Source organism: Flavobacterium ginsenosidimutans, from assembly GCF_037478105.1.
In the GTDB taxonomy this organism is placed as follows: Bacteria; Bacteroidota; Bacteroidia; order Flavobacteriales; family Flavobacteriaceae; genus Flavobacterium; species Flavobacterium ginsenosidimutans.
The window spans coordinates 3,049,623-3,072,162 of sequence record NZ_CP147988.1; the positions used below are offsets into that span (position 1 = coordinate 3,049,623).

Annotated in this window: 23 protein-coding genes; 20 read left to right on the forward strand and 3 right to left on the reverse strand. The window is 32.1% G+C overall.

Features of this window, described 5'->3' with window-relative positions; genetic code table 11:
• Nucleotides 1–15: 15 nt before the first annotated feature.
• The gene (ligA, locus tag V6624_RS13400) at nt 16–2,022 is read left to right on the forward strand and encodes an NAD-dependent DNA ligase LigA (RefSeq protein WP_338838927.1); all 2,007 of its coding nucleotides are present in this window, start codon (nt 16–18) and stop codon (nt 2,020–2,022) included.
• Nucleotides 2,009–2,698, forward strand: a complete 690-nt coding sequence (locus tag V6624_RS13405) for a lysoplasmalogenase family protein (RefSeq protein ID WP_111290188.1) — start codon at nt 2,009–2,011, stop codon at nt 2,696–2,698. The genes ligA and V6624_RS13405 overlap by 14 nt, the downstream gene beginning before the upstream one ends.
• Here the strand turns inward: V6624_RS13405 and V6624_RS13410 are convergent.
• A complete protein-coding gene (locus V6624_RS13410) occupies nt 2,685–3,596 on the reverse strand; it encodes a metallophosphatase (protein ID WP_338838929.1) in 912 nt (303 codons plus the stop codon). The two genes, V6624_RS13405 and V6624_RS13410, sit on opposite strands and share 14 nt — an antisense overlap.
• Nucleotides 3,597–3,640: 44 nt before the next feature.
• A complete protein-coding gene (locus V6624_RS13415; RefSeq protein ID WP_338838930.1) occupies nt 3,641–4,420 on the reverse strand; it encodes a 5'-nucleotidase in 780 nt (259 codons plus the stop codon).
• Between the two features lie 47 nt (nt 4,421–4,467).
• On the opposite strand from V6624_RS13415, the gene V6624_RS13420 reads away from it, so the two are divergent.
• The 18 genes from V6624_RS13420 (at nt 4,468) to V6624_RS13505 (ending at nt 21,589) form a co-directional block, all read left to right on the forward strand.
• A complete protein-coding gene (locus tag V6624_RS13420; RefSeq protein WP_338838931.1) occupies nt 4,468–4,980 on the forward strand; it encodes a DUF6913 domain-containing protein in 513 nt (170 codons plus the stop codon).
• A 14-nt stretch (nt 4,981–4,994) separates the two neighbouring features.
• Nucleotides 4,995–5,876: a 4-hydroxy-tetrahydrodipicolinate synthase gene (dapA, locus tag V6624_RS13425; protein ID WP_111290196.1), complete on the forward strand. Its 882-nt coding sequence runs from the start codon at nt 4,995–4,997 to the stop codon at nt 5,874–5,876.
• A 138-nt stretch (nt 5,877–6,014) separates the two neighbouring features.
• Nucleotides 6,015–6,809, forward strand: coding sequence for an outer membrane protein assembly factor BamD (locus V6624_RS13430; protein ID WP_111290198.1), 795 nt, complete (start codon nt 6,015–6,017; stop codon nt 6,807–6,809).
• A 9-nt stretch (nt 6,810–6,818) separates the two neighbouring features.
• Nucleotides 6,819–7,136, forward strand: a complete 318-nt coding sequence (locus V6624_RS13435) for a DNA-directed RNA polymerase subunit omega (protein ID WP_008463064.1) — start codon at nt 6,819–6,821, stop codon at nt 7,134–7,136.
• A 7-nt stretch (nt 7,137–7,143) separates the two neighbouring features.
• Nucleotides 7,144–8,358 carry a bifunctional phosphopantothenoylcysteine decarboxylase/phosphopantothenate--cysteine ligase CoaBC gene (gene coaBC / locus V6624_RS13440; RefSeq protein WP_338838933.1) on the forward strand — a complete coding sequence of 405 codons (1,215 nt, stop codon included), beginning with the start codon at nt 7,144–7,146 and terminating at the stop codon, nt 8,356–8,358.
• 70 nt (nt 8,359–8,428) lie between these two features.
• Entirely contained in the window at nt 8,429–9,313 is an 885-nt protein-coding gene (locus tag V6624_RS13445) for a DUF4835 family protein (protein ID WP_338838934.1), read from the forward strand.
• Nucleotides 9,314–9,368: 55 nt separating this feature from the next.
• Entirely contained in the window at nt 9,369–11,021 is a 1,653-nt protein-coding gene (recN, locus tag V6624_RS13450) for a DNA repair protein RecN (RefSeq protein ID WP_338838935.1), read from the forward strand.
• 9 nt (nt 11,022–11,030) lie between these two features.
• A complete protein-coding gene (locus tag V6624_RS13455; protein WP_111290206.1) occupies nt 11,031–11,552 on the forward strand; it encodes a tetratricopeptide repeat protein in 522 nt (173 codons plus the stop codon).
• Nucleotides 11,553–11,573: 21 nt separating this feature from the next.
• Entirely contained in the window at nt 11,574–12,764 is a 1,191-nt protein-coding gene (fabV, locus tag V6624_RS13460) for an enoyl-ACP reductase FabV (protein ID WP_111290208.1), read from the forward strand.
• A gap of 126 nt (nt 12,765–12,890) precedes the next feature.
• Nucleotides 12,891–13,889, forward strand: a complete 999-nt coding sequence (locus tag V6624_RS13465; protein WP_338838936.1) for a glycosyltransferase — start codon at nt 12,891–12,893, stop codon at nt 13,887–13,889.
• A 2-nt stretch (nt 13,890–13,891) separates the two neighbouring features.
• The gene (gene coaE / locus V6624_RS13470; protein ID WP_338838937.1) at nt 13,892–14,488 is read left to right on the forward strand and encodes a dephospho-CoA kinase; all 597 of its coding nucleotides are present in this window, start codon (nt 13,892–13,894) and stop codon (nt 14,486–14,488) included.
• Between the two features lie 59 nt (nt 14,489–14,547).
• Complete coding sequence (locus V6624_RS13475) at nt 14,548–16,137, forward strand: sensor histidine kinase (protein WP_111290214.1); 1,590 nt, start codon at nt 14,548–14,550, stop codon at nt 16,135–16,137.
• A gap of 3 nt (nt 16,138–16,140) precedes the next feature.
• Nucleotides 16,141–16,857 carry a response regulator transcription factor gene (locus V6624_RS13480; RefSeq protein ID WP_111290216.1) on the forward strand — a complete coding sequence of 239 codons (717 nt, stop codon included), beginning with the start codon at nt 16,141–16,143 and terminating at the stop codon, nt 16,855–16,857.
• A gap of 645 nt (nt 16,858–17,502) precedes the next feature.
• Complete coding sequence (locus V6624_RS13485) at nt 17,503–18,282, forward strand: hypothetical protein (RefSeq protein WP_111290218.1); 780 nt, start codon at nt 17,503–17,505, stop codon at nt 18,280–18,282.
• Between the two features lie 4 nt (nt 18,283–18,286).
• Nucleotides 18,287–19,678 carry an RtcB family protein gene (locus V6624_RS13490; protein ID WP_111290220.1) on the forward strand — a complete coding sequence of 464 codons (1,392 nt, stop codon included), beginning with the start codon at nt 18,287–18,289 and terminating at the stop codon, nt 19,676–19,678.
• Between the two features lie 13 nt (nt 19,679–19,691).
• Nucleotides 19,692–20,303 (forward strand): hypothetical protein, encoded by a 612-nt coding sequence (locus V6624_RS13495; RefSeq protein ID WP_111290222.1) that lies wholly within the window; start codon nt 19,692–19,694, stop codon nt 20,301–20,303.
• Nucleotides 20,291–20,980, forward strand: a complete 690-nt coding sequence (gene prfH / locus V6624_RS13500; protein WP_111290224.1) for a peptide chain release factor H — start codon at nt 20,291–20,293, stop codon at nt 20,978–20,980. Before V6624_RS13495 ends, prfH begins: the two co-directional genes overlap by 13 nt.
• Nucleotides 20,981–21,055: 75 nt before the next feature.
• Nucleotides 21,056–21,589 carry a hypothetical protein gene (locus V6624_RS13505; RefSeq protein ID WP_111290226.1) on the forward strand — a complete coding sequence of 178 codons (534 nt, stop codon included), beginning with the start codon at nt 21,056–21,058 and terminating at the stop codon, nt 21,587–21,589.
• A gap of 203 nt (nt 21,590–21,792) precedes the next feature.
• Here the strand turns inward: V6624_RS13505 and V6624_RS13510 are convergent, their stop codons facing one another.
• Nucleotides 21,793–22,539, reverse strand: coding sequence for an acyl-[acyl-carrier-protein] thioesterase (locus V6624_RS13510; RefSeq protein ID WP_111290228.1), 747 nt, complete (start codon nt 22,537–22,539; stop codon nt 21,793–21,795).
• Between the last annotated feature and the right edge of the window lies 1 nt (nt 22,540).

Here is a 22,540-nt window from a genome sequence, read left to right on the forward strand (position 1 = left end):
ATTTTAAAATTATCTATGAGCATTCAAGAGACCATTCAAACACTACGAAATGAACTTAATCAACACAATTACAACTATTATGTGTTAGACAATGCTACGATTTCAGATTATGATTTTGATATTAAGCTCAAAGAACTTCAAGATCTAGAAAATAAACATCCAGAATTTTTTGATGAAAACTCGCCAACACAAAGAGTGGGAGGAACTGTTACCAAAAATTTCAAAACTATAGCGCACCAATATAGAATGTATTCTTTGGATAATTCTTATTCTAAAGAAGATCTTTTAGACTGGGAAAATCGTATTCAGAGAGTTTTAGGAAATGTTGATTTGCAATATACCTGCGAATTAAAATACGATGGAGCTTCAATCAGCATTACTTATGAAAACGGAAAATTAGTTCAGGCATTAACGCGTGGAGACGGTTTTCAAGGTGATGAGGTAACAAACAATATTAAAACAATAAAATCAATTCCTTTACACTTAAAAGGGAATTATCCGGATAAATTTGATATTCGCGGTGAAATTATTCTGCCATTTGCTGGTTTTGAAAAAATGAACCAAGAATTAATTGAAATTGGAGAAACGCCATATTCAAACCCAAGAAATACGGCTTCGGGAAGTTTGAAATTACAAGATAGTGCTGAGGTTGCAAAACGCCCATTAGAATGTCTTTTATATTTTGTTACAGGAAATAATCTGCCGTTTGCTTCTCAATTTGAAGGTTTAGAATCGGCTAGAAGCTGGGGATTCAAAGTGCCAAAAGAAGCAAAACTGGTGAACAGCATGAACGAAGTTTTCGACTTTATTGATTATTGGGATGTTCACCGCCATAATTTACCTTACGAAACAGATGGAGTTGTTGTAAAAGTAAACAGCATTCAGCATCAAGAAGAATTAGGTTATACTGCAAAATCGCCTCGCTGGGCAATTGCTTACAAATTCAAGTCAGAACAGGTTTCTACCAAATTAAAATCAATTTCTTATCAAGTTGGACGAACTGGTGCAATTACGCCAGTTGCTAATTTAGAGCCTGTACAGCTTGCAGGAACTATTGTTAAAAGAGCTTCTCTTCACAATGCAGATCAAATTGAAAAATTAGATATTAGAATAAACGATACTGTTTTTGTCGAAAAAGGAGGAGAAATTATCCCAAAAATTATTGCAGTAGATTTAGAGAAGCGCCCAGAGAATTCAGAAAAAACAAATTACATCACACATTGCCCTGAATGTGAAACAGAATTGGTTAGAAACGAAGGAGAAGCCAATCATTATTGTCCAAATTTCTACGGATGCCCTCCACAAATTATAGGAAGAATTCAGCACTACATTTCAAGAAAAGCAATGGATATTGAAGGACTTGGAGGAGAAACAGTAGCACTGCTTTTCAAGAATGACTTAGTGCATAATTATGCCGATTTGTATGAATTGAAAGTTGAAGACATTCTGCATTTGGAAAGGATGGCACAAAAATCGGCAGAAAACTTGGTAAACGGAGTTCAGAAATCAAAAGAAATTCCTTTTGAAAGTGTTTTGTTTGCGCTTGGAATCCGTTTTGTGGGAGAAACTGTGGCAAAAAAACTAGCAAAACATTATAAAAATATTGATGCTTTAAGCAAAGCCTCATTAATGGATTTGGTTTTGGTTGATGAAATTGGAGAAAGAATTGCACAAAGTGTAATTGAATTTTTCGAAAACGAAGAAAACCAAAAAATTATTGAACGCTTAAAAAGTTACGGAATACAATTTGAAATTGAAGAAAGGATTAATCCAAATGCTACAGAAAAATTTGTAGGAAAAACATTTGTAGTTTCTGGAGTATTCAGTCAATTTTCAAGAGACGAATTGAAGAAAACCATTGAAGACAATGGAGGAAAAGTAGGAAGCTCAATTTCTGCAAAAACAGATTTTGTTGTTGCAGGAGATAATATGGGGCCAGCAAAATTAGAAAAAGCAACTAAATTAAATATCCCAATATTATCAGAAGACGATTTTATAAACAAATTGAATGAAACCGAATAAACCATCATTAATTTTGTTTTTTATGGCACTGTTGTGTACAATCATTTTTGATTGGACAGAGCAGGATTTTTTTGGGACTTACGCCAAAGCAATTGTTCTTCCTGCTATTTTTATTTATTATTTAATTAGCAGTGAGTTTAGGATCAGAAAAACAGAAGGATTGATTTTCTTTTTTTGTTTCGTTGGACAAGTTTACGATCTGATGGATATTGAAAGTTCTGAAATTGGAGGGGTAATCAGTTTTTTAATCGTTTACCTCTTAATTGTATCCATATTTATTCGGGAACACGAAAGAATAAAACTAACCAAACGTGATATTCTCCCTATTTCGATTGTGGTCGTTTTTATTGTTTATCTCCTAATTTCTGTTTTAAGTTTACAGCTCGACAACATGAAAAAATTCAATATGATTTACACCGTTTACGGAATCGTTTTGAGTGTATTAAGCTATTTCTGTTTTGTAAGTTACATCACAAAAGGAACGCATATTGCTTTACTGATGTCGTTAATGGCAATAAGCTATATCTTTTCAGATATCTTTTATATTTTTAATGAGTATTTCTCGTATTCAGTCGTTTTAGTCTTAATACGAGATATAACTCAAATTCTAGCTTATTTCTTTATGGTAGAATACTTTTTAGAAAAAGCTAGAATTCAAAAACCTATACAACAATAGTTGCACTTTGATTAGTATGCGCTTTGTCTTTGTCTAAATAGAAATCAATTCGGCCTAAATTAATTCCGTAACATCCAACTTGATTTACCAGCACATCTTTACCAGCTTTATTTTTTACAATTGTCGGTTTGTCTAAGAAAGTATGAGTATGCCCGCCAATAATTAAGTCAATATCTTGAGTTTGTTCAGCAAATGTCAAATCGCTAATTTTAGTTGGATCGTCTTTATATTTGTAACCTAAATGCGAAAGGCAAATTACCAAATCACATTTTTGTTCTTGTTTTAAAAGTTTTGTCATATCCTGAGCAACTTCAACAGGATTGTTGTAAACTGTTTCTAGATATAATTTTTTATCTACTAAACCTTGAAGTTCAATTCCAACACCAAAAACACCAACTTTAATTCCGTTTTTATTGAAGATTTTGTACGGTTTCACATGACCGTCCATAACCGTGTTTTTAAAATCATAATTAGAATTGATAAAGTCGAAAGTTGCGTGAGGAAGTTGCGCGTATAATCCGTCAAGACCATTATCAAAATCATGATTACCAATTGTTGAAGCATCATACTTCATCATGCTCATCAATTTGAATTCTAATTCTCCACCATAATAATTAAAGTATGGCGTTCCCTGAAAAATATCTCCAGCATCCAATAAAAGTACATTCGGATTTTCTCTACGAATCGTTTCAATCAATGCAGCACGACGAGACACACCACCTTTGTTAGCATTACGCGGATCATCAGCAGGAAAAGGATCAATGTGACTGTGCACATCATTAGTATGTAAAACTGTTAAATGCTTAATATCGTTAGTTTCAAAACTGCTCAAAGACAATCCTAAACTTAATAGGGCAGTACTTGCTGCTGTTTTTTCGATAAACTCTCTTCTTTTCATTTTATATTTTTTTTGCAGAAAATGCTTGTGTTCTTCTTTAATTTTTATTCTTCGGTAATTCTGATATCTTTTGGAGCCAGAACAGTATCTACTTCTTTAAAATAATCAATCAGCACATTTCTAAGCTTATAATTTAAGTCAAATGTTTGAACACCTTTTGCAAAGAAAGTCATGCTGTCGCCACCATTTGCTAAATAATCATTTGTAGCAACATAATAAATCTTGCTCAGATCAAGTGGTTTTCCTTGAATCATAATATTTTTAGCAGTATTTTCTTTTGTGATCGTAAACGTCATCCCAGACAAAGGCTGTGGTTTTTTCTCCTTTATAATATAAGCGGCAATATCTTGAATTTGTTCTCCTTTTAAACCAATCACAACAAGATTATTCTCGAAAGGCATAATTTCAAACGCTGTTCTTGTCGTAACATTTCCCTTAGGAAGAATGGCACGAATACCACCATGATTTAAAAGGCATAAATCGATGCTTTTATTTTCGCGGGTTTTAAAAACAATATTGCCTCTTTGTAAACAAACATCAGCCAGTAAGCTTCCAATACTTGTTTGCCATTTTCCAGTACTTTTGTCAAGTGTTTCAGGGCAATAAGCCAAAACATTATCTAAATCTTGATTAATATGATCGCGATAAGGTTTAATGAAGTTTTCGATTTCAGGAGTTTCAGCAGTCTTTTCAGTAACAGGAATCTGCTTTCCTTCGATCTTAGTTAAATTGTAGTTTTTCGGACTACAGGAAAATATAAAAAAAAGTGTTAAGAATATAACAAAAAGTTTTAAAAATCCGTTATACTTTTTTAGTTTTACCATTTTAAATGCAACTTAAATAATTAATTTTGTAATCTAGTAAAAGTACTATGTTTTTAAATTATACAAAGGAATTTTTTGTAAAAAAATCATTAAATATTAATTTAAATAAAGAAAAAAGCGAAGTATTTACTAAAAACATTCAATCTATTGGTTTATTGATAGATGAAAGCAATTTCGAACATTCAGAAGAATTGATAAAAGAGTTAACGCTTCATGGAATTGCTTTAGAAAACGTAAAAGTTCTTGCATACAGAGAAAAATTCAAAGAAAAAGAGACCTATTCTCGACCAACTTTTGGTAAAAAGCATGTCAATTGGAGGGGGAAAATTACGGAAGATTTTTTGAATGAATTTATGAATTCAGAGTTTGATCTTTTGTTGAGTTATTATGATGTGGAAAACATTATTTTGAAACTCATAACAAGCGAATCGAAAGCTAAATTTAAAGTCGGATTTTTTGCAGCAGATCAAAGTTTAAACCGTTGGATGATTAATACAGAATTAGGAAATTATAAACTGTTCGTTTCAGAATTGTTTAGGTATTTAAAAAATATAAAATAAATTATAATTAAAATATGCAATCATTAATAGGAACTGGTGTTGCGCTTGTAACGCCATTTAAAAAAGATTTTTCAGTTGACATTGAAGCTTTACAACGAATTGTAAACTTTTCTATAGATGGCGGAGTAGAGTATCTTGTTGTGATGGGGACAACTGCAGAAAATGCAACCCTTACAGCAGAAGAGAAAGAATTGGTTATAAAGACTGTAATCGATGTAAATAAAGGAAGATTGCCTCTAGTTTTAGGAGTTGGAGGAAATAATACTATGCAGATTGTTGAAGAATTAAAAACAAGAGATTTTTCTGCTTTTGAAGCGATATTATCTGTTTCACCATATTATAATAAACCTACTCAAGAAGGAATTTATCAGCATTTTAAAGCAATTGCTGAAGCTTCTCCAGTTCCAGTAATCTTATATAATGTTCCAGGAAGAACTGCAAGTAATATGTTGCCTGCAACAGTTGTTCGTTTGGCTAATGATTTTAAAAATGTAGTTGCAATAAAAGAAGCAGCAGGAGATATGGCTCAAGCAATGCAGATTATTAAAAATGCTCCAAAAGATTTCTTAGTGATTTCTGGAGATGATATGCTTGCGTTGCCAATCGTTTTAGCGGGTGGAGCAGGAGTTATTTCTGTGATTGGTCAAGGTTTTCCTAAAGAATTTTCAGAAATGATTCGTTTAGGATTGAATAAAAAAGCTGCAGATGCATTCAAAACGCATTACTTTTTGTCTGATAGTATTGATATGATTTTTGAACAGGGAAATCCAGCAGGAATCAAACAAATCTTCCAAGCCTTAGGAATTGCTGATAATACAGTTCGTCTTCCATTGGTTTCAGTAGATGATTCTCTTGCCACAAGACTGAATGAGTTTGTAAAAAACAGCATTAAATAATTGTTAAAGTATTAGTATTTTAAGATACTAAAAAATTATTTTGCAGTCGCTAAATTAATAACTAAATTTGCCACCGAAACTTCGGTGTGATTTTGTTTTGGCATAATTGTCCTAAGAAATCATAATAACAGTAAGAAAATGAAAAAAATAGTATCGCTATTAATTGTTGTTGCCCTTTTTTGTTCTTGTAGTGAGTATCAAAAAGCTTTGAAAAATGAAGATGTTGCAGCAAAATTTGACATGGCAACAAAAATGTATGATGCTGGTAAATATTCAAAGGCAATTCGCCTTTTTGAACAGCTGGCCAGTTCTTACCGAGGAAAACCTCAGGCGGAAAAGCTATTTTACATGTTTTCACAATCGTATTATAAAACAAAACAATATTATTTAGCTGGATATCAGTTTGAAGCATTTGTTTCAGGTTATCCACGAAGTGAAAAAGTACAGGAAGCCGCGTTTTTAGGTGCGTATAGCTATTCAAAATTGGCTCCCGTTTATAGTTTAGATCAGACAGATACTGTAAAAGCATTAGAGAAATTACAAGCTTTTATTGATAATTACCCAAATTCAGAGTATGTTGCGCAGGCAAACGAAACGGTACAGAAACTGAATGGAAAACTGGAGAAAAAAGCATACGAAAATGCTAAAGGCTATAACACAATTTCAGATTATAAATCAGCATTAGTAGCTTTTGATAATTTTATTGCTGATTTCCCTGGAACTCCTTTTAAAGAAGACGCATTGTTTTATAAATATGATTCTGCATACCAATTAGCAATAAACAGTATTCCTCAGAAAATGGAAGAACGTTTGCATGTAGCACAGGCTGCTTATGCTAATTTGATGAAGTTTAAAAGCGATACAAAATACAAAAAACAGGCAGACGAAATGAATGCCAGAGTTGAAACAGATTTACAAAAATTTACTAAATAAAATAAAGTCATGGATTTAAAAAAGACGAATGCTCCTGTAAACACAATAACTTACAATAAAACAGTTATTGAAGAGCCAACAGGAAATGTGTATGAGGCAATTACCATTATGGCTAAAAGAGCAAATCAAATTAATTCAGAGATTAAAAAAGAATTGACTGAAAAATTAGAAGAGTTTGCAACTTATAATGATAGTCTAGAAGAAGTTTTTGAAAATAAAGAACAAATTGAAGTTTCTAAATTTTACGAAAAATTACCAAAACCACACGCTTTAGCTGTTCAAGAATGGTTAGACGGTAAAACTTACCACAGAAGTTCAAACAAATAATAGTACAATGTCAGTTTTAAACGGGAAAAAGATTTTACTGGGTGTTTCCGGTGGAATTGCAGCGTATAAAACAGCCACTTTAGTACGACTTTTTATAAAAGCAGGTGCACATGTCCAAGTGATCATGACACCTGCTTCTAAGGATTTTGTAACCCCACTTACATTATCTACTTTATCAAAAAATCCAGTACATTCAAGTTTCTTTAATCAGGATGATGAAGGCGAAGTTTGGAACAACCATGTTGAATTAGGTCTTTGGGCCGATTTAATGCTGGTTGCGCCTGCTACTGCAAATACATTATCTAAAATGGCTACAGGAAACTGTGACAATCTTTTAATTGCTGTCTATTTATCAGCAAAATGTCCAGTTTATTTTGCGCCTGCAATGGATTTGGATATGTACAAACATCCCTCAACTTTATCGAGCTTTGCTGCATTAAAACAGTATGGAAATGTTATGATTCCTGCTGAAAGTGGAGAATTGGCAAGTGGTTTGTCTGGTGAAGGGCGAATGGCTGAACCTGAAAATATTATCGCCTTTTTAGAAGCTGATTTAGAAAGTAAATTGCCTTTAAAAGGAAAAAAAATACTGATTACTGCAGGTCCAACATACGAAGCAATAGATCCCGTACGTTTTATAGGAAATCATTCTTCTGGAAAAATGGGATTTGATATTGCCAATGAAGCGGCAAGTTTAGGTGCAGAAGTATTTTTAATTGCTGGCCCTACACATTATAAGGCTAAAAGCAGTTTGATAAAAGTCGTTGATGTGGTTTCTGCTCAAGAAATGTATGATGCTTGTCATCTATATTTTAATGAAGTTGATGTTACGATTGCGGCTGCGGCTGTTGCAGATTATAGACCAAAATTTGTTGCAGATCAAAAGATTAAGAAAAACACAGAGGAATTTTCGATTGAACTTGAAAAGACAAAAGATATTTTATCTTCTTTAGGAGCGATCAAAAAGAATCAGTTTTTGATTGGGTTTGCATTAGAAACTGAAAATGAAATTGAAAATGCTAAGTTGAAAATTCAGAAAAAAAACTTAGATTTGATTGTTTTAAATTCCTTACAAGATAAAGGTGCCGGTTTTAAAAAAGAAACCAATAAAGTAACGTTTATTGATAAAAATTTTGAAATTGAACCAATGGAATTAAAATCAAAAGAATCTGTTGCGGCTGATATTTTGAATAAAGTTATTCTGCATTTTTCAAAATCATAAATTTAAAATACACGCCGAAAGCATAATTTGGAAACAACTTATGTTTGTAAAATTAAATATATAGACGATTATGAATAAAATAGTTACACTATTAGTATTTTTAAGTTTTGGTTTTGTACAGGCTCAGCAGCTAAACTGTACAGTAACTATTAATACAGAACGTCTAACGAACCCAAATAATCAGGTTTTTAAAACGCTTCAGACTTCTTTGTCTGAATTTGTAAATAAAACCGATTGGACTGGAGCAACTCTTAAACAGAATGAAAGAATTAACTGTTCGATGTATATTACTTTGTCATCAAACAGTTCTGATCAATTTACAGGAACAATTCAAGTTCAATCTTCTAGATTGATTTTTAATTCTACTTATTCTTCTCCAGTTTTAAATTACAACGATAAAGATTTCAATTTCAGATATACAGAGTACGAACCACTTTTGTTTAATCCAACTACTTATGAGTCAAATTTGGTTTCTGTTATATCTTATTATTGCTATTTAATTTTAGGAATGGATGCTGATACTTTCCAGATGGGAGCCGGAAATCAGTATCTTCAAACAGCGCAAAATATTGCCAATGTAGCACAACAAGGCGGATTTAAAGGCTGGAGTCAGGCAGACGGAATTCAGAATCGTTATTACCTGATTAACGATATGATTGCGCCAACGTACAGTGATTTACGTCAAGTAATGTTTGCTTATCATAATGGTTTAGACGGAATGACCGTTGACTTAAAAGCTTCTAAAGAAAAAATAAAATCTTCATTAATGCTTATTGGTAAATTGAATTCGGTTAAGCCAAATGCTTTTATAACCCGAGTTTTCTTTGATGCAAAATCAGATGAAATTGTTTCTATTTTTTCTGGCGGGCCAAGTATTACAATTACCGATTTAACAGATGTTTTAAATAAAGTATCTCCGTTAAATTCTACCAAATGGTCACAGATTAAATATTAAAATCTGTTTTCAAATTTATAATCTTCTCTAATTTTTATTTTTATATAATTGCCCTATGATTACATCGCTGTCAATTAAAAATTATGCTCTTATTGAAAAGCTAGCTATAGATTTTTCTAAAGGTTTTTCTATAATTACAGGTGAGACAGGGGCAGGGAAATCTATTATTTTAGGAGCGATAGGTCTTGTTTTAGGAAAGAGAGCTGATCTTACTTCGTTAAAAAATAAAGAAGAAAAATGTGTCATTGAAGCACAATTTGAAATTGGAAAATACAATTTAAAAGAGTTTTTTGAAGCTAATGATTTAGATTATGAAGATGAAACCATTATTAGAAGAGAAATTTTGCCTTCAGGTAAATCTCGTGCTTTTATAAATGACAGTCCTGTAAATCTTCAAGAATTGCAAGATTTGAGTTTGTATTTAATCGATATTCATTCGCAACAGCAAACTCAGGAATTATCAGAAGAAAATGTTCAGTTTAAAATTATTGATGCCATTGCAAATAATGTAGAAATAATTGCTGAATATCAAAAACTGCTTAAATCTTATAAATCAGATAAATCGAAATTGAACGCTTTGCTTAAAAAACAAAGCGATGCTGGAAAAGAGCAAGAATACCATACATTTTTATTGAATGAATTGGTTGCTGCTCAATTAAAATCTGGTGAGCAAGAAGAATTAGAAGCTGACTACGAAAAGCTAAATAACGTTGAGATAATTAAAGAATCTCTAGATAGATCTTTAGCAATTGCAAATGAAGAGCAGTTTGGTGTTTTTCATAATTTAAATGAAATTAAAAATGCATTGCAAAAAGTAGCTCCTTTTTCTGTAGAATATCAGAATTTGTTTGAAAGAATAACAAGTTTAACTATTGAATTTGATGATATTTCTAAGGAATTAGTAAACTGTTCAGAAAAATTATTGAATGATCCAGTACAATTGGAGTTAGTAAGTCAAAAATTGCAATTGATTTATAATTTGCAGAAAAAACATCAGGTAAGTTCTGTAGATGATTTGCTTCAAATTCAGTCTGATTTAGGAAATTCTTTATTGGAGCTGGATAATATGGACGAAGAAATAGCTTCTTTATCTAAAATTATCGAAGAAAAAGCTTCTGAACTAGATGATTATGCATCTAAAATACATGCAAATAGAGTAAATGCAATTCCGAAATTATCAGAACAGTTAATTTCAATTTTAGAAACATTAGGAATGCCGAATGCTCGTTTTAATATGGAGCTCCTTCCTTCAGAAACTTATTTCCAAAATGGAAAAGATGAATTGCAATTCTTGTTTTCTGCCAATAAAGGAACCGATTTTGGTTTATTGAAAAAAGTAGCTTCTGGTGGAGAAATGTCTCGTATTATGTTGGCTGTCAAAGCAATTTTGGCTAAATATTCCAAATTGCCAACATTGATTTTTGACGAAATTGATACTGGAGTTTCTGGAGAAATTGCAATCAGAATGGGGGAGATTATGAAAGAAATGAGCTCAACAATGCAGATATTTGCGATCACGCATTTACCGCAGATTGCAGCAAAAGGAGATTCTCACTTCAAAGTTTCTAAATCTACAATTGGAGACGATACGCAGTCGGAGTTGAAACTTTTATCACAAGAAGATCGAATTATCGAAATTGCTCAAATGTTATCTGGAGCAAATATTTCAGATTCGGCTTTAAATCATGCAAAACAATTATTGAATTAAAATACCACAATGGAAAGTCTAAGTTTTTACGAAAATCAGTTTATAAAAGCAGATTCGTTAATTTCTGAGGGAAACTCAGCAGATGCCAAAGAATTGCTGGAAGAAATACTATCTCAGTATCCTGATTTTGGAAAAGCACACAATCATTTAGGATGGATTTATTACAATAAGCTAAGCGATTTCGAAAAAGGAATTTACCACTATAAATTGGCCATGAAATTTGATCCTAAATATCCTGCGCCATATTTAAATTATACTTATTTGCTAATTGATATTGGAAGATATGAAGAAGCAAAAAAGCATATTGATTTTACTAAAGCAAATTTAGAAAATGCTGATAACTCTTCTTATAACAGTGAATTAGGTAGAATGGCGGAGTACGAAAACCAATATACCGACGCTTACAACTTTTATAAAGAAGCGAAGAAAAATGCATTAAACCCAAATTTTATTGACAATATGAGCGCTAATATGAAAAGGGTTAAGGATAAAATGTCTATTTTTGAAAAATTAAAACTGAAATTGAAATAATACAAAAAAAATAATTGCAAGATGATTATAGAACCTAGAATGAGAGGATTTATTTGTTTGACTGCCCACCCAACGGGAGCTGAGCAAAATGTAAAAAATCAAATCGAATACGTAAAATCTAAAGGAGAAATCGCTGGTGCTAAAAAAGTTTTAGTTATTGGTGCTTCTACAGGTTTCGGATTGGCTTCAAGAATTACTAGTGCTTTTGGTTCTGGTGCATCAACAATTGGTGTGTTTTTTGAAAAACCACCAGTTGAAGGAAAAACAGCTTCTCCAGGATGGTATAATTCTGCAGCATTCGAAAAAGAAGCTAATAAAGCAGGTTTATATGCAAAAAGTATTAACGGGGATGCTTTCTCAAACGAAATCAAAAGAGAAACGCTAGACTTAATCAAAGCTGATTTAGGACAAGTTGATCTTGTAATTTATAGTTTAGCTTCACCAGTACGTACAAATCCAAATACAGGTGTTACGCACCGTTCAGTTTTAAAACCTATTGGACAAACATTTACAAATAAAACTGTTGATTTTCACACAGGAAAAGTTTCAGATGTTTCTATCGCTCCTGCAAACGAGGAAGATATTGAAAATACTGTAGCAGTTATGGGAGGTGAAGACTGGGCAATGTGGATTGATGCTTTGAAAGCTGAAAATTTATTAGCTGAAGGAGCTGTAACAGTTGCTTATTCTTATATTGGACCATCATTAACTGAAGCAGTTTACAGAAAAGGAACAATCGGTCGTGCAAAAGATCACTTAGAAGCTACTGCATTTACTATCGAAGATTCTTTAAAATCTATTGGAGGAAAAGCTTATGTTTCTGTAAATAAAGCTTTAGTTACTCAAGCAAGTTCTGCAATTCCAGTAATTCCATTATATATTTCTCTTTTATATAAAATCATGAAAGAAGAAGGAATTCACGAAGGATGTATTGAGCAAATTCAGCGTTTATTCCAAGACAGATTATACAATGGTTCTGAAGTTCCTGTTGATGAAAAAGGAAGAATCAGAATTGATGACTGGGAAATGCGTGAGGACGTTCAAGAAAAAGTGGCTAAATTATGGTTAGAAGCAACTACAGAAACATTGCCAGAAATTGGTGATTTAGCTGGTTATAGAAGTGATTTCTTAAATCTATTCGGATTTGAAGTGCCTGGTGTTGATTATAATGCAGACACAAACGAAGTTGTTGAGATTGAAAGTATCAAATAACAATATTTTACTAAGTAAAACGAAAAACCATCAGCCAAAAGTTGATGGTTTTTTTGTTAATATACCATATCTTTGTTAAAATTTTACAACATTAAAAATATACCCTTTAATAACGCGCATTCTGCTATGATTTTTTCTTTAATTATACCCGTGTATAATCGTCCGGATGAAGTTGATGAGCTTTTAGAAAGTCTCTCAAAATCTGATTATAATGAAGCTTTTGAAATTGTTCTTGTCGAAGATGGATCTTCAATTCCATGTCGAGATGTGGTGATGAATTATCAAGGAAAATTAAATATATCATATTATTTTAAAGAGAATTCAGGACCGGGAGATTCTAGAAATTTTGGGATGGAGAGAGCAAGAGGCGATTATTTTATCATTTTTGATTCAGATTGTATTATTCCGTCGCAATATTTGACAGAAGTTCGAAAAGAATTAGATAGTAATTATGTAGATTGTTTTGGAGGTCCAGACAAAGCTCTAGACAGCTTTTCTGATATTCAGAAAGCTATTAATTTTGCTATGACTTCCTTTTTGACAACTGGTGGAATTAGAGGTGGTTCTGAGAAGATAAACAAATTTCAGCCGCGTAGTTTCAATATGGGAATTTCTAAAAAAGCTTTTGAAGCATCAAAAGGTTTTGGAAACATCCATCCAGGAGAAGATCCTGATTTATCGATTCGTTTATGGAATTTAGGTTTCGAAACAAGACTGTTTAAAGAAGCTTATGTGTACCACAAAAGAAGAATTGATTGGGAAAAATTTTCTATTCAGGTTAATAAATTTGGAATTGCTAGACCAATTTTAAATAGCTGGTATCCAGAACATAATAAACTAACTTTTTTCTTTCCTACCTTGTTTATTCTAGGATTATTATTAGCTTTTTTATTGTTAATTTTCAATATTGATATTTTATTACAATTATATTTCGTATATTTCGTTATAATTTTTCTTACAGCTAGTATTCAAAATAAAAGTATTAAGATTGGATATCTATCTTTAATTGCAGTGTGGAAACAATTTTTTGGTTATGGAACAGGATTTCTTAAATCATATATTAAAGTGATTTTGTTAAAGAAAAAACCACAAGAAGCTTTTCCGCGTATGTTTTTTAAATTATAAGAATGACAAAAGTTATTGGTCTTACAGGAGGAATTGGCAGTGGTAAAACAACTATTGCGAACTATTTTGAAGAAATGGGCGTTCCTGTTTATATTGCTGATGATGGTGCCAAAAGAGTAATGCAATCAAAAAATATTCTCGCAGAAGTGAAATCTGCTTTTGGTGGCAGTATTTTTGATGGAGAAGTTTTAGATAGAGCAAAATTAGCTCAGATCGTTTTTAATGATAAAGAACAATTAGCAAAATTAAATGCAATTGTGCATCCAGCTGTAAAAAGTGATTTTGAGTCTTGGATGAAAAAGCATGAAAATCATGATTATGTTATGTACGAAGCAGCCATTTTATTTGAAAGCGGACGTTATAAAGATTGTGATGTAATTATAACCGTTACAGCTCCAGAAGAAGTAAGGATAGAACGTGTTATAAAGAGAGATAAAACTACTAGGGAACAAGTTTTAAGCAGAATGAAAATGCAGTGGAATGACGAAAAACGAATTTCTGAGAGCAATTTCGTGATTAATAACAATAATCTTAAAAAAGCTAAAGAAGAAGTTGTTAAAATTCTTAAAATTTTAAATATAAAACAAAAACAGTCTTAAATGTTAATATTTGGTTAATGTATTATTTAGTATATTGTTAAAATATTAATTTTGTTTCGATGAATAAATTATTTTTTAGAATACTTGTTTTACTGATGAGTCTGTCCTTGATAGGGATAATTCTAGTGCAAGTGTTTTGGTTCAATTCTTCGTTCAAAAATAATGAAGAGCAATTTAAATACCACGTTACTCAAGTAATTGGAAATGTTGCAGACAAACTGGAACAACAAGAAGAGTACAGTTTCTACGACAAATACAACCGTATAAAAGACAGTACGGGGAAAATTCCAAAAAAAGAAGATTTACTGGAAGTACTTTATGTGCAAAGAAACCCAAAAACAAATAAAACAATTGTCTATTCGAGTACTTTAACATCGGAAGATTATGATATTAATGGATCGGTTTTTGATAAAAAATTCAGTAGTGAGCGTTTTAAAAATTTTAGTTCAAGAAGAGTAACTGAAGTTTATAACAACAACAACGGTATTGATAATAATAATTTAGGGCAAAGTATTATTCCGGATATTAGAACAGAAAAATCTGGAAGTTTAGATATTTTAAATAAAGTTCAACAGCAAATTCAATATAAAGACATTGCCGCTTTAACTCCAATCGAAGGGAGGATTACAAAAGACAAGCTTTATAAATTATTGAAGAAAGAACTTGAAGAATATGAGGTTAAAACGAAGTTCGAATTCGGGATATATAGTAGTGGAATTCCAACAAAGATTAAATCTGATGGATTTCATTCTTTAGATAAAGAGGCAACTTATAGTATTCCTATTTATACGGATAATGAAGGAAATAGTAGGTATGAATTATCGGTTACTTTCCCGCATAAAAAGAAATTTTTATTATCTGAATTGTTAAGTATAACTATTTTATCGATAGTTTTTACATTAATTATAATAGTTGCATACACAAGTGCGTTAAATCAATTATTGCGTCAAAAACATATTTCTGAAATCAAAACCGATTTTATTAATAATATGACGCATGAGTTTAAAACTCCAATTGCAACCATAAATTTAGCATTAGATGCTATCAGAAGTCCAAAAGTTATTGAAGATAAAGAAAAGGTTTATCGTTATCTTCAAATGATTAGGGATGAGAATAAAAGAATGCACGCTCAGGTTGAAAATGTACTGCGTATTTCTAAACTAGAAAAGAGAGAGTTGGATATTACAAAAGAACCAACTGTGGTTACAGATGTAATTGACGATGCGATAGAACACGTAAACTTAATTCTAGAAGACAGAAAAGGTACTGTAGTAAAGCATTATAATGCAGCAAGAACAACCTGTTTAATAAATGAAGTTCACTTTACAAATGTGTTGGTTAATATTTTGGAAAATGCCATTAAATATTCACCTGATGAACCAGAAATCGAAATCTTTACTGAGAACATTAAAGATATGATTTTGATAAAAGTGAGAGATCATGGATTAGGAATGAGTAAGATAGCTCAAAAACGAGTATTTGAGAAGTTTTACAGAGAACATACTGGAGATCTTCATAATGTGAAAGGACATGGGTTAGGACTTGCTTACGTAAAGAGAATAGTAGAGGATCACAATGGTCAAGTATATGTAGAAAGCGAAAAAGGAAAGGGTAGCACCTTTATAATAAAAATACCATTAATAAATTAAAATATGGAAAATACTAACAAAAGAATACTTTTAGTAGAAGATGACCTAAATTTTGGGGCGGTTCTTAAAGATTATCTAATGTTAAATGACTTTGAAGTTACTTTAGCTAAAAACGGTATGGAAGGTTTCGAAAAATTCAAGAAAGATGTATATGATTTATGTATTCTTGATGTCATGATGCCTTATAAAGATGGTTATACTTTAGCCAAAGAAATTAGAGAAAAGAACAGTGAAGTGCCAATTATCTTTTTAACAGCAAAATCTATGAAAGAAGATGTGTTAAAAGGTTACAAAGCTGGTGCTGATGACTATTTAAATAAACCTTTTGATTCAGAAGTTCTTTTAATGAAAATTAAAGCAATCATTCAAAGAAAATCTGCTGATACAAAAGCTGAACAAGTGCAGTTTGAATTTAATATTGGTAAATTCCATTTAAATTCAAAACTTAGATTCTTGACTTACCAAGATGAAGAGCCAATCAAATTATCTCCAAAAGAAAATGAATTGCTTAAAATGTTGATTCTTCACGAAAATGATTTAATGCCGAGAGAATTAGCTTTAACTAAAATCTGGAGAGACGACAACTACTTTACTTCAAGAAGTATGGATGTTTACATCGCGAAATTGAGAAAATATCTAAAAGCAGATGAAGATGTTGAAATCTTAAACATTCACGGAGAAGGATTCAGATTAGTTGTAAAAAGCAAAGTTACTGAATAACAAATTCACTATAAATAGTATAAGCCCTGAGAAATCAGGGCTTTTTTTGTGTTTAGGAATGAAATTTAGCATCCAATGTCACCAATTGCCATTAGTTTATAGATAATGTAAATCGTAGAGATGCACTGTATTGCGTCTACACAAAGTGAATCATCATCTTTATCGAATTACGATTGTGTAACTTCCTTCGTCGAATTGACAGACAAAGCTAAAAATAATTAGAATTTGGATTTTTTTATTGAATATTTTAAGTTGAATTTATTGTGTTTATAATTTTGATTTTCAAATAGATAATGTGTGTTTTTAAAGTGAATAAAATGTGTGATTTATTTTTGACACGAATTTTCTTTAAAATAAATTTGGAAAATCAAAAAACAATTCTGAATATTTGCAAACGAAAAAAATAATAACCCTTTAAAACGAAGAAATAGTGTTTGTACTTACATCGACATCTCAGAGCTTTACACCAAATGGTTTTGGTGAAGTGATTCTTCGTGGCTTATTTCAATCTTAGAAATACATTTTTAGATATATAAAAAAGCCCGAAGACTATAAGTTTCGGGCTTTTTTTATTCTAGACACTTCAAAATTTTCCCGAAAATCGATTTTTAGAATTTATCCTTGAGGATAAAAGGTTAAGCCTTTTTGGCTGTTAATTTAATGCACGATAATTTTTTTATGGAAAATTATACGGTAGATGAGTATGCTTTATGTACTCGTTTTAAAAGTAAAAGAAGAAAGAAAAGATTAGTAAAAGAAGATTTTGAAAGACAATTAATCCAACTGGACAATCTTGAAAAAAAACTTTGGAAACAGCGTAATAACTTGCCTTGGATCCTGCTTGATGAGCCTTATCAAAAAGGATGGCAACGTCATTTTAAATTAAGAGATGATGTTGTAAGATCAAGTGAAGCAGAATTTTACAAAACTCTGTTGGAAAAGATAAATACTTGGCAATTTTCTTCGGATAAAACCTTTAAAAAAAGGAAAAGTAAAAAGAGAAAAAATGCTTCTTCTGTGCAAATTCAAAAGCTAAAAGAATTTACTGAAAGTGAATGGAACAGCCCGAAATTGGAATTGTCAGAAAGAGAAAAAGTACATTTTAGCAAGCAAGAACGTTGGAGTAAAGTTTTTGAGAGATATAGAATTCATTATGTGTTTAACGAGCCTTGGCGCTATGTACTTCAGGTAAAACCTTACATGATTACGCACAAAAGAATGTTGGATTCTGATTTAGAAAGTGAAATTCAGCTTATTTTAAATTATACTTCAAATTATAATCTTAGAGGAAAAATAAACAGATTAGTAAAGGGGCTGTCTTATAATTGGGGGTATTTTCAAAGTGAAAACCCAAGAGAGATAAGTCCAATAAAAAATAAAAGTCTACACCTATTGTATCAGCAATATGTAGATGAAATGATATAAAATCATGGGAAATAAATTATCTGGAAAAGACCTGATTAAATTAGGTTTTCCAAAGAACAATTCAATAAATATAGCTTTAGGGCAAATAAACAGATATAGAAAAAGAGAAAAAAAGGAATCTATTCTAACAGAAGCAAAAGACGTATTGTTAAATCCTGAAAAATATGAAGGAAACGGAACGTGGGGAAAAGTTGCTGAAGGTTTAATCAAGCCTGTTCAAGTAAGAATGCATCAGTTAAAAACAACGAGAGCACCTTTTTCGATTTTTGGCGAAAACGAAATTGATCAGCAAGCTAAATTTCAATTGTATGATTCATTGAAACTGCCAATTTCGGTTGCTGGAGCTTTAATGCCAGATGCGCATTCGGGTTACGGATTACCAATTGGGGGAGTGTTGGCGACTGATAATGCGGTTATTCCGTACGGTGTTGGAGTTGATATCGGATGCAGAATGAGTCTTTCGATTTTTGATTTGCCAGCTTCTCATTTCAAAGGAAGAGAACATCAATTAGAAGCAATTTTAAGAGATAATACCAAGTTCGGAATGAATGAAGTGCAATCTTCAAGAGTCGATCATGAAGTTTTTCATAAGAGCGAATTTCAAGATATTCCGTTGTTAAAAAATCTTTTGCCAAAAGCTTACAAACAATTGGGAAGCTCAGGTGGAGGAAACCATTTCGTAGAGTTCGGAATTGCAAAAATTGATAATCCGGAGAATGAATGGAAATTGGAAAAAGGAGAATATTTTGCTGTTTTATCCCACAGTGGTTCTCGCGGATTGGGCGCTAATATTGCAAAACATTACACGTATTTAGCGACTAAGCAATGTCCGTTGCCGAAAAATGTGCAGCATTTAGCTTGGCTGGATTTGAATACACATGACGGTCAGGAATATTGGCTGGCTATGAATTTAGCTGGAGAGTATGCAAAAGCTTGTCACGATGATATTCATAGAAGAATTGCCAAAGCGATCGGGAAAAGAGTAGTGGTAACTATAGAAAATCACCACAATTTTGCTTGGAAAGAAATGGTAAACGGTCAGGAATGTATTGTGCATAGAAAAGGAGCGACACCTGCAGGTGAAGGTCAGTTGGGGATTATTCCTGGTTCGATGACAGCACCAGGTTTTATTGTGAAAGGAAAAGGAAATCTGGAGAGTTTGAACTCAGCTTCGCATGGCGCTGGACGTTTGTTTTCTAGGGCTAAATGTAAAAGCAGTTTTACGCAAAGTCAGATTAATAAAGAATTGAAGAAACACGATGTGACTTTGATTGGCGGTAATATTGACGAAGCTCCAATGGCATACAAAGACATTACAAAAGTGATGGCAAACCAAACAGATTTAGTTGAAGTTTTAGGAACATTTACGCCTAAAATTGTTAGAATGGATCGCTAAAAATTAAAAAATTATGGAAAGATTTCAAGACGAAAATAAATGGCTGGGAAGCTTTTATAATGAGATTTTGGTTAAGTGTCCAAAATGCGAATCGAAAGCAGCTGTCAAAGAAGAATTAAAGGAAAAATGTGAATGTGGAAAATGCCACAGCATGGTTTTTGAATGCAAAAAATGCTTTTATAAAATAAAAGAAGCTGTGTATCAATACATCGCTTTTGGCAAAGAATATTGTAATAATTGCTACGAAAAATTTGAATATCATTCACAACCATTAAAAGAGAAACCTTTAACGTACAAAACGAAATGTCCTCATTGCAATTTTCAAGAGGAATGGAAAACGAAAACATATAGAGTTAGAGAAGAATCAAAACTCGACAATGGTTTAGTGAGAGAAATGTGGTATGATTTACCGCTTTGGTTTCAAAAAGAATTTGATGGGAAAATCTTTTGGGCGTATAACCTTGATCATATTGATTATTTGGAAAAATATATTGGTGCTGATTTAAGAGAACGCAATTCAAAAGCAAATTACACATCAAGTTTGGTGGCTCGTTTACCGCAATTTGTAAAAGCAGCAAAAAATAGAGAAAAGCTGCTCAAAATTTTAAAGAAATGGAAAGAATAATTCAGATAACAGCGGGTCGCGGACCTGCAGAATGCACTTGGGTGGTTGCCCAAGTGCTTAAAAAAGTTTTGGAAGAAGCACAAGAACAGCAATTGGAAACGGTTTTACTGCAAAGAGAAGCTGGAATTGAAAATGGAACTGTAGAAACTGCTTCGATCGCTATAAGAGGAAAAAATGCAGATCAGTTTGTGAATTCTTGGATAGGAACAGTTCAATGGATTGGTCATAGTCAGTTTAGGAAAATGCACAAGCGCAAAAACTGGTTTATTGGAATTTTTGAAATCGAACAACAGAAAAATAACTTGTTTTCTGAAAACGATATTCAATATCAGGCAATGCGAAGCTCGGGAGCAGGAGGACAGCATGTAAATAAAGTAAGTTCTGCGATTCGGGCAACTCATATTCCGACAGGAATTGCAGTAGTTTCAATGGACAGCCGTTCACAGCATCAAAACAAAAAACTGGCAACAGAAAGATTAATTAAAAAACTAGAAGACGAGAAATTACTTCAGCTTAAAAATCATGTGGGAAAACAATGGGAAAATCAGCTTAATATACAGCGAGGAAATCCTGTGAGAGTTTTTACTGGAAGTGATTTTAAAAAGAATAAAGTGGAGAAAAGTTACAAAGGAACTCGTCAAAAATTGAAGAACGATTTGCGGAATGAGCATAATTAAAAGTTGGTCGCAATAAACGATGATGATATGCGAATTATATGTGACCAAAAAAAACAATAAATATCGACACATAAAATGAAAACAATTGATAAATACCTTTTTCAAGCATTGGATAATTACCCTTATTCACTTGAAGAAACTATAGAATCTTTGGATTATGCTTTTTCTTATGATAATAAAAATACAATGGTTTTGTGTTTATACGGAAGAATTCAGGCAGAGCAATTAATGAATTATGAAGAAGCGAAATCTTATTTTCAGGAAGCTTTAGCGATTAATATTCATGCTCTTGAAGTTTATCCGTATTATTTGCAGACTTTAATTGTGAATGAAGATTTCGAAGAAGCTCAAAAATTGATTGACTTTGCTTTGACTATTAAAGGAATAAATAAATCAATGATTTTTGTAAAGAAAGCTGTTTTGTTAGAAGTGCAGCATAAATTTAAAGAAGCTTTGAAAGAAATTAAGCAAGCAAAATTATATTCTATTCAGCATGATTATGATTCTGGAATTAGTGAAGTAGAAAAGCGAATTAAAGATAAAGTAGATTTGTTGGAAAAGAAGAAACCTAAAGAAAAAAAGAAAAGTGCTAAAAAGAAAGCGAAATGATTTTGATTAACGAAAAACGATGCAACTTCGCATCGTTTTTTGTTTATTTTGATTGGGTGTACGCAAAGTTTGTCATTTCGACGAAGGAGAAATCTCCACGAGTAGCTCCGCAATGAGAGTCCAATCTTTATGGAGTCACTTGCGAAGATTTCTCCTTCGTCGAAATGACAAGACTGTGGGGATATTGTTAGATTAAAGAAATTTTATTTCCAGTGTAATTCTAATGCAAAACAATTTTTATCACCTTTTGTAATGCTGAATGTTGTTGCTGAATGATCTTCATTTTCATTTTCGTGGATTACAACCTGATCGTTTAGAGAAAGTTCTTTTAGGAAATTCATTTCGAAGCTTTTAACTTCTTGTTTTAGAATTCTTTTGGCATCGACATGATCTAAACACCATTCCAGATATTTTACATTATTCGCATGATTTACAATATCTAAATCAGATAAATAAACCGTTTTTTCAAAAACTGATTCTTTATCAGGATTAATGTTAATTCTAGAAAAACCTTCAACAGTTGCTCTGTTATCTGGGTAAAGTTCGAAATGTTCATAAGGCAAAGCTAAAGCTTCTGGACGTCGTGCTTTGGTATTAAAAACAGCCCAATAAGTTTCACTACCAACAATCTTTTTTCCGTTTACATACATTTCAAGCGCACGAACCGAACGTGAATTTTCAAGACTATTAATCCAAGTTTTTACCGTTACAACATCCTGCCATTTTGGTAAAGCAGTTATTTCTACACGCATTCTGCTTAAAACCCAAGCCTGATCAAATTCCTGCATGTCTGTAAAGCTGATTCCGCCAACTTCTGAATGCGCAGCAGCGGTAAGCTGTAAAAGATTGCATAAATCGGTGTATTTTAAGTAGCCGTTTGGCGTACATTGTGTAAAATTAATTTCCCAGTCTTTACTCAAAACTGATGTGAAATTTGGTGATATAGGCATT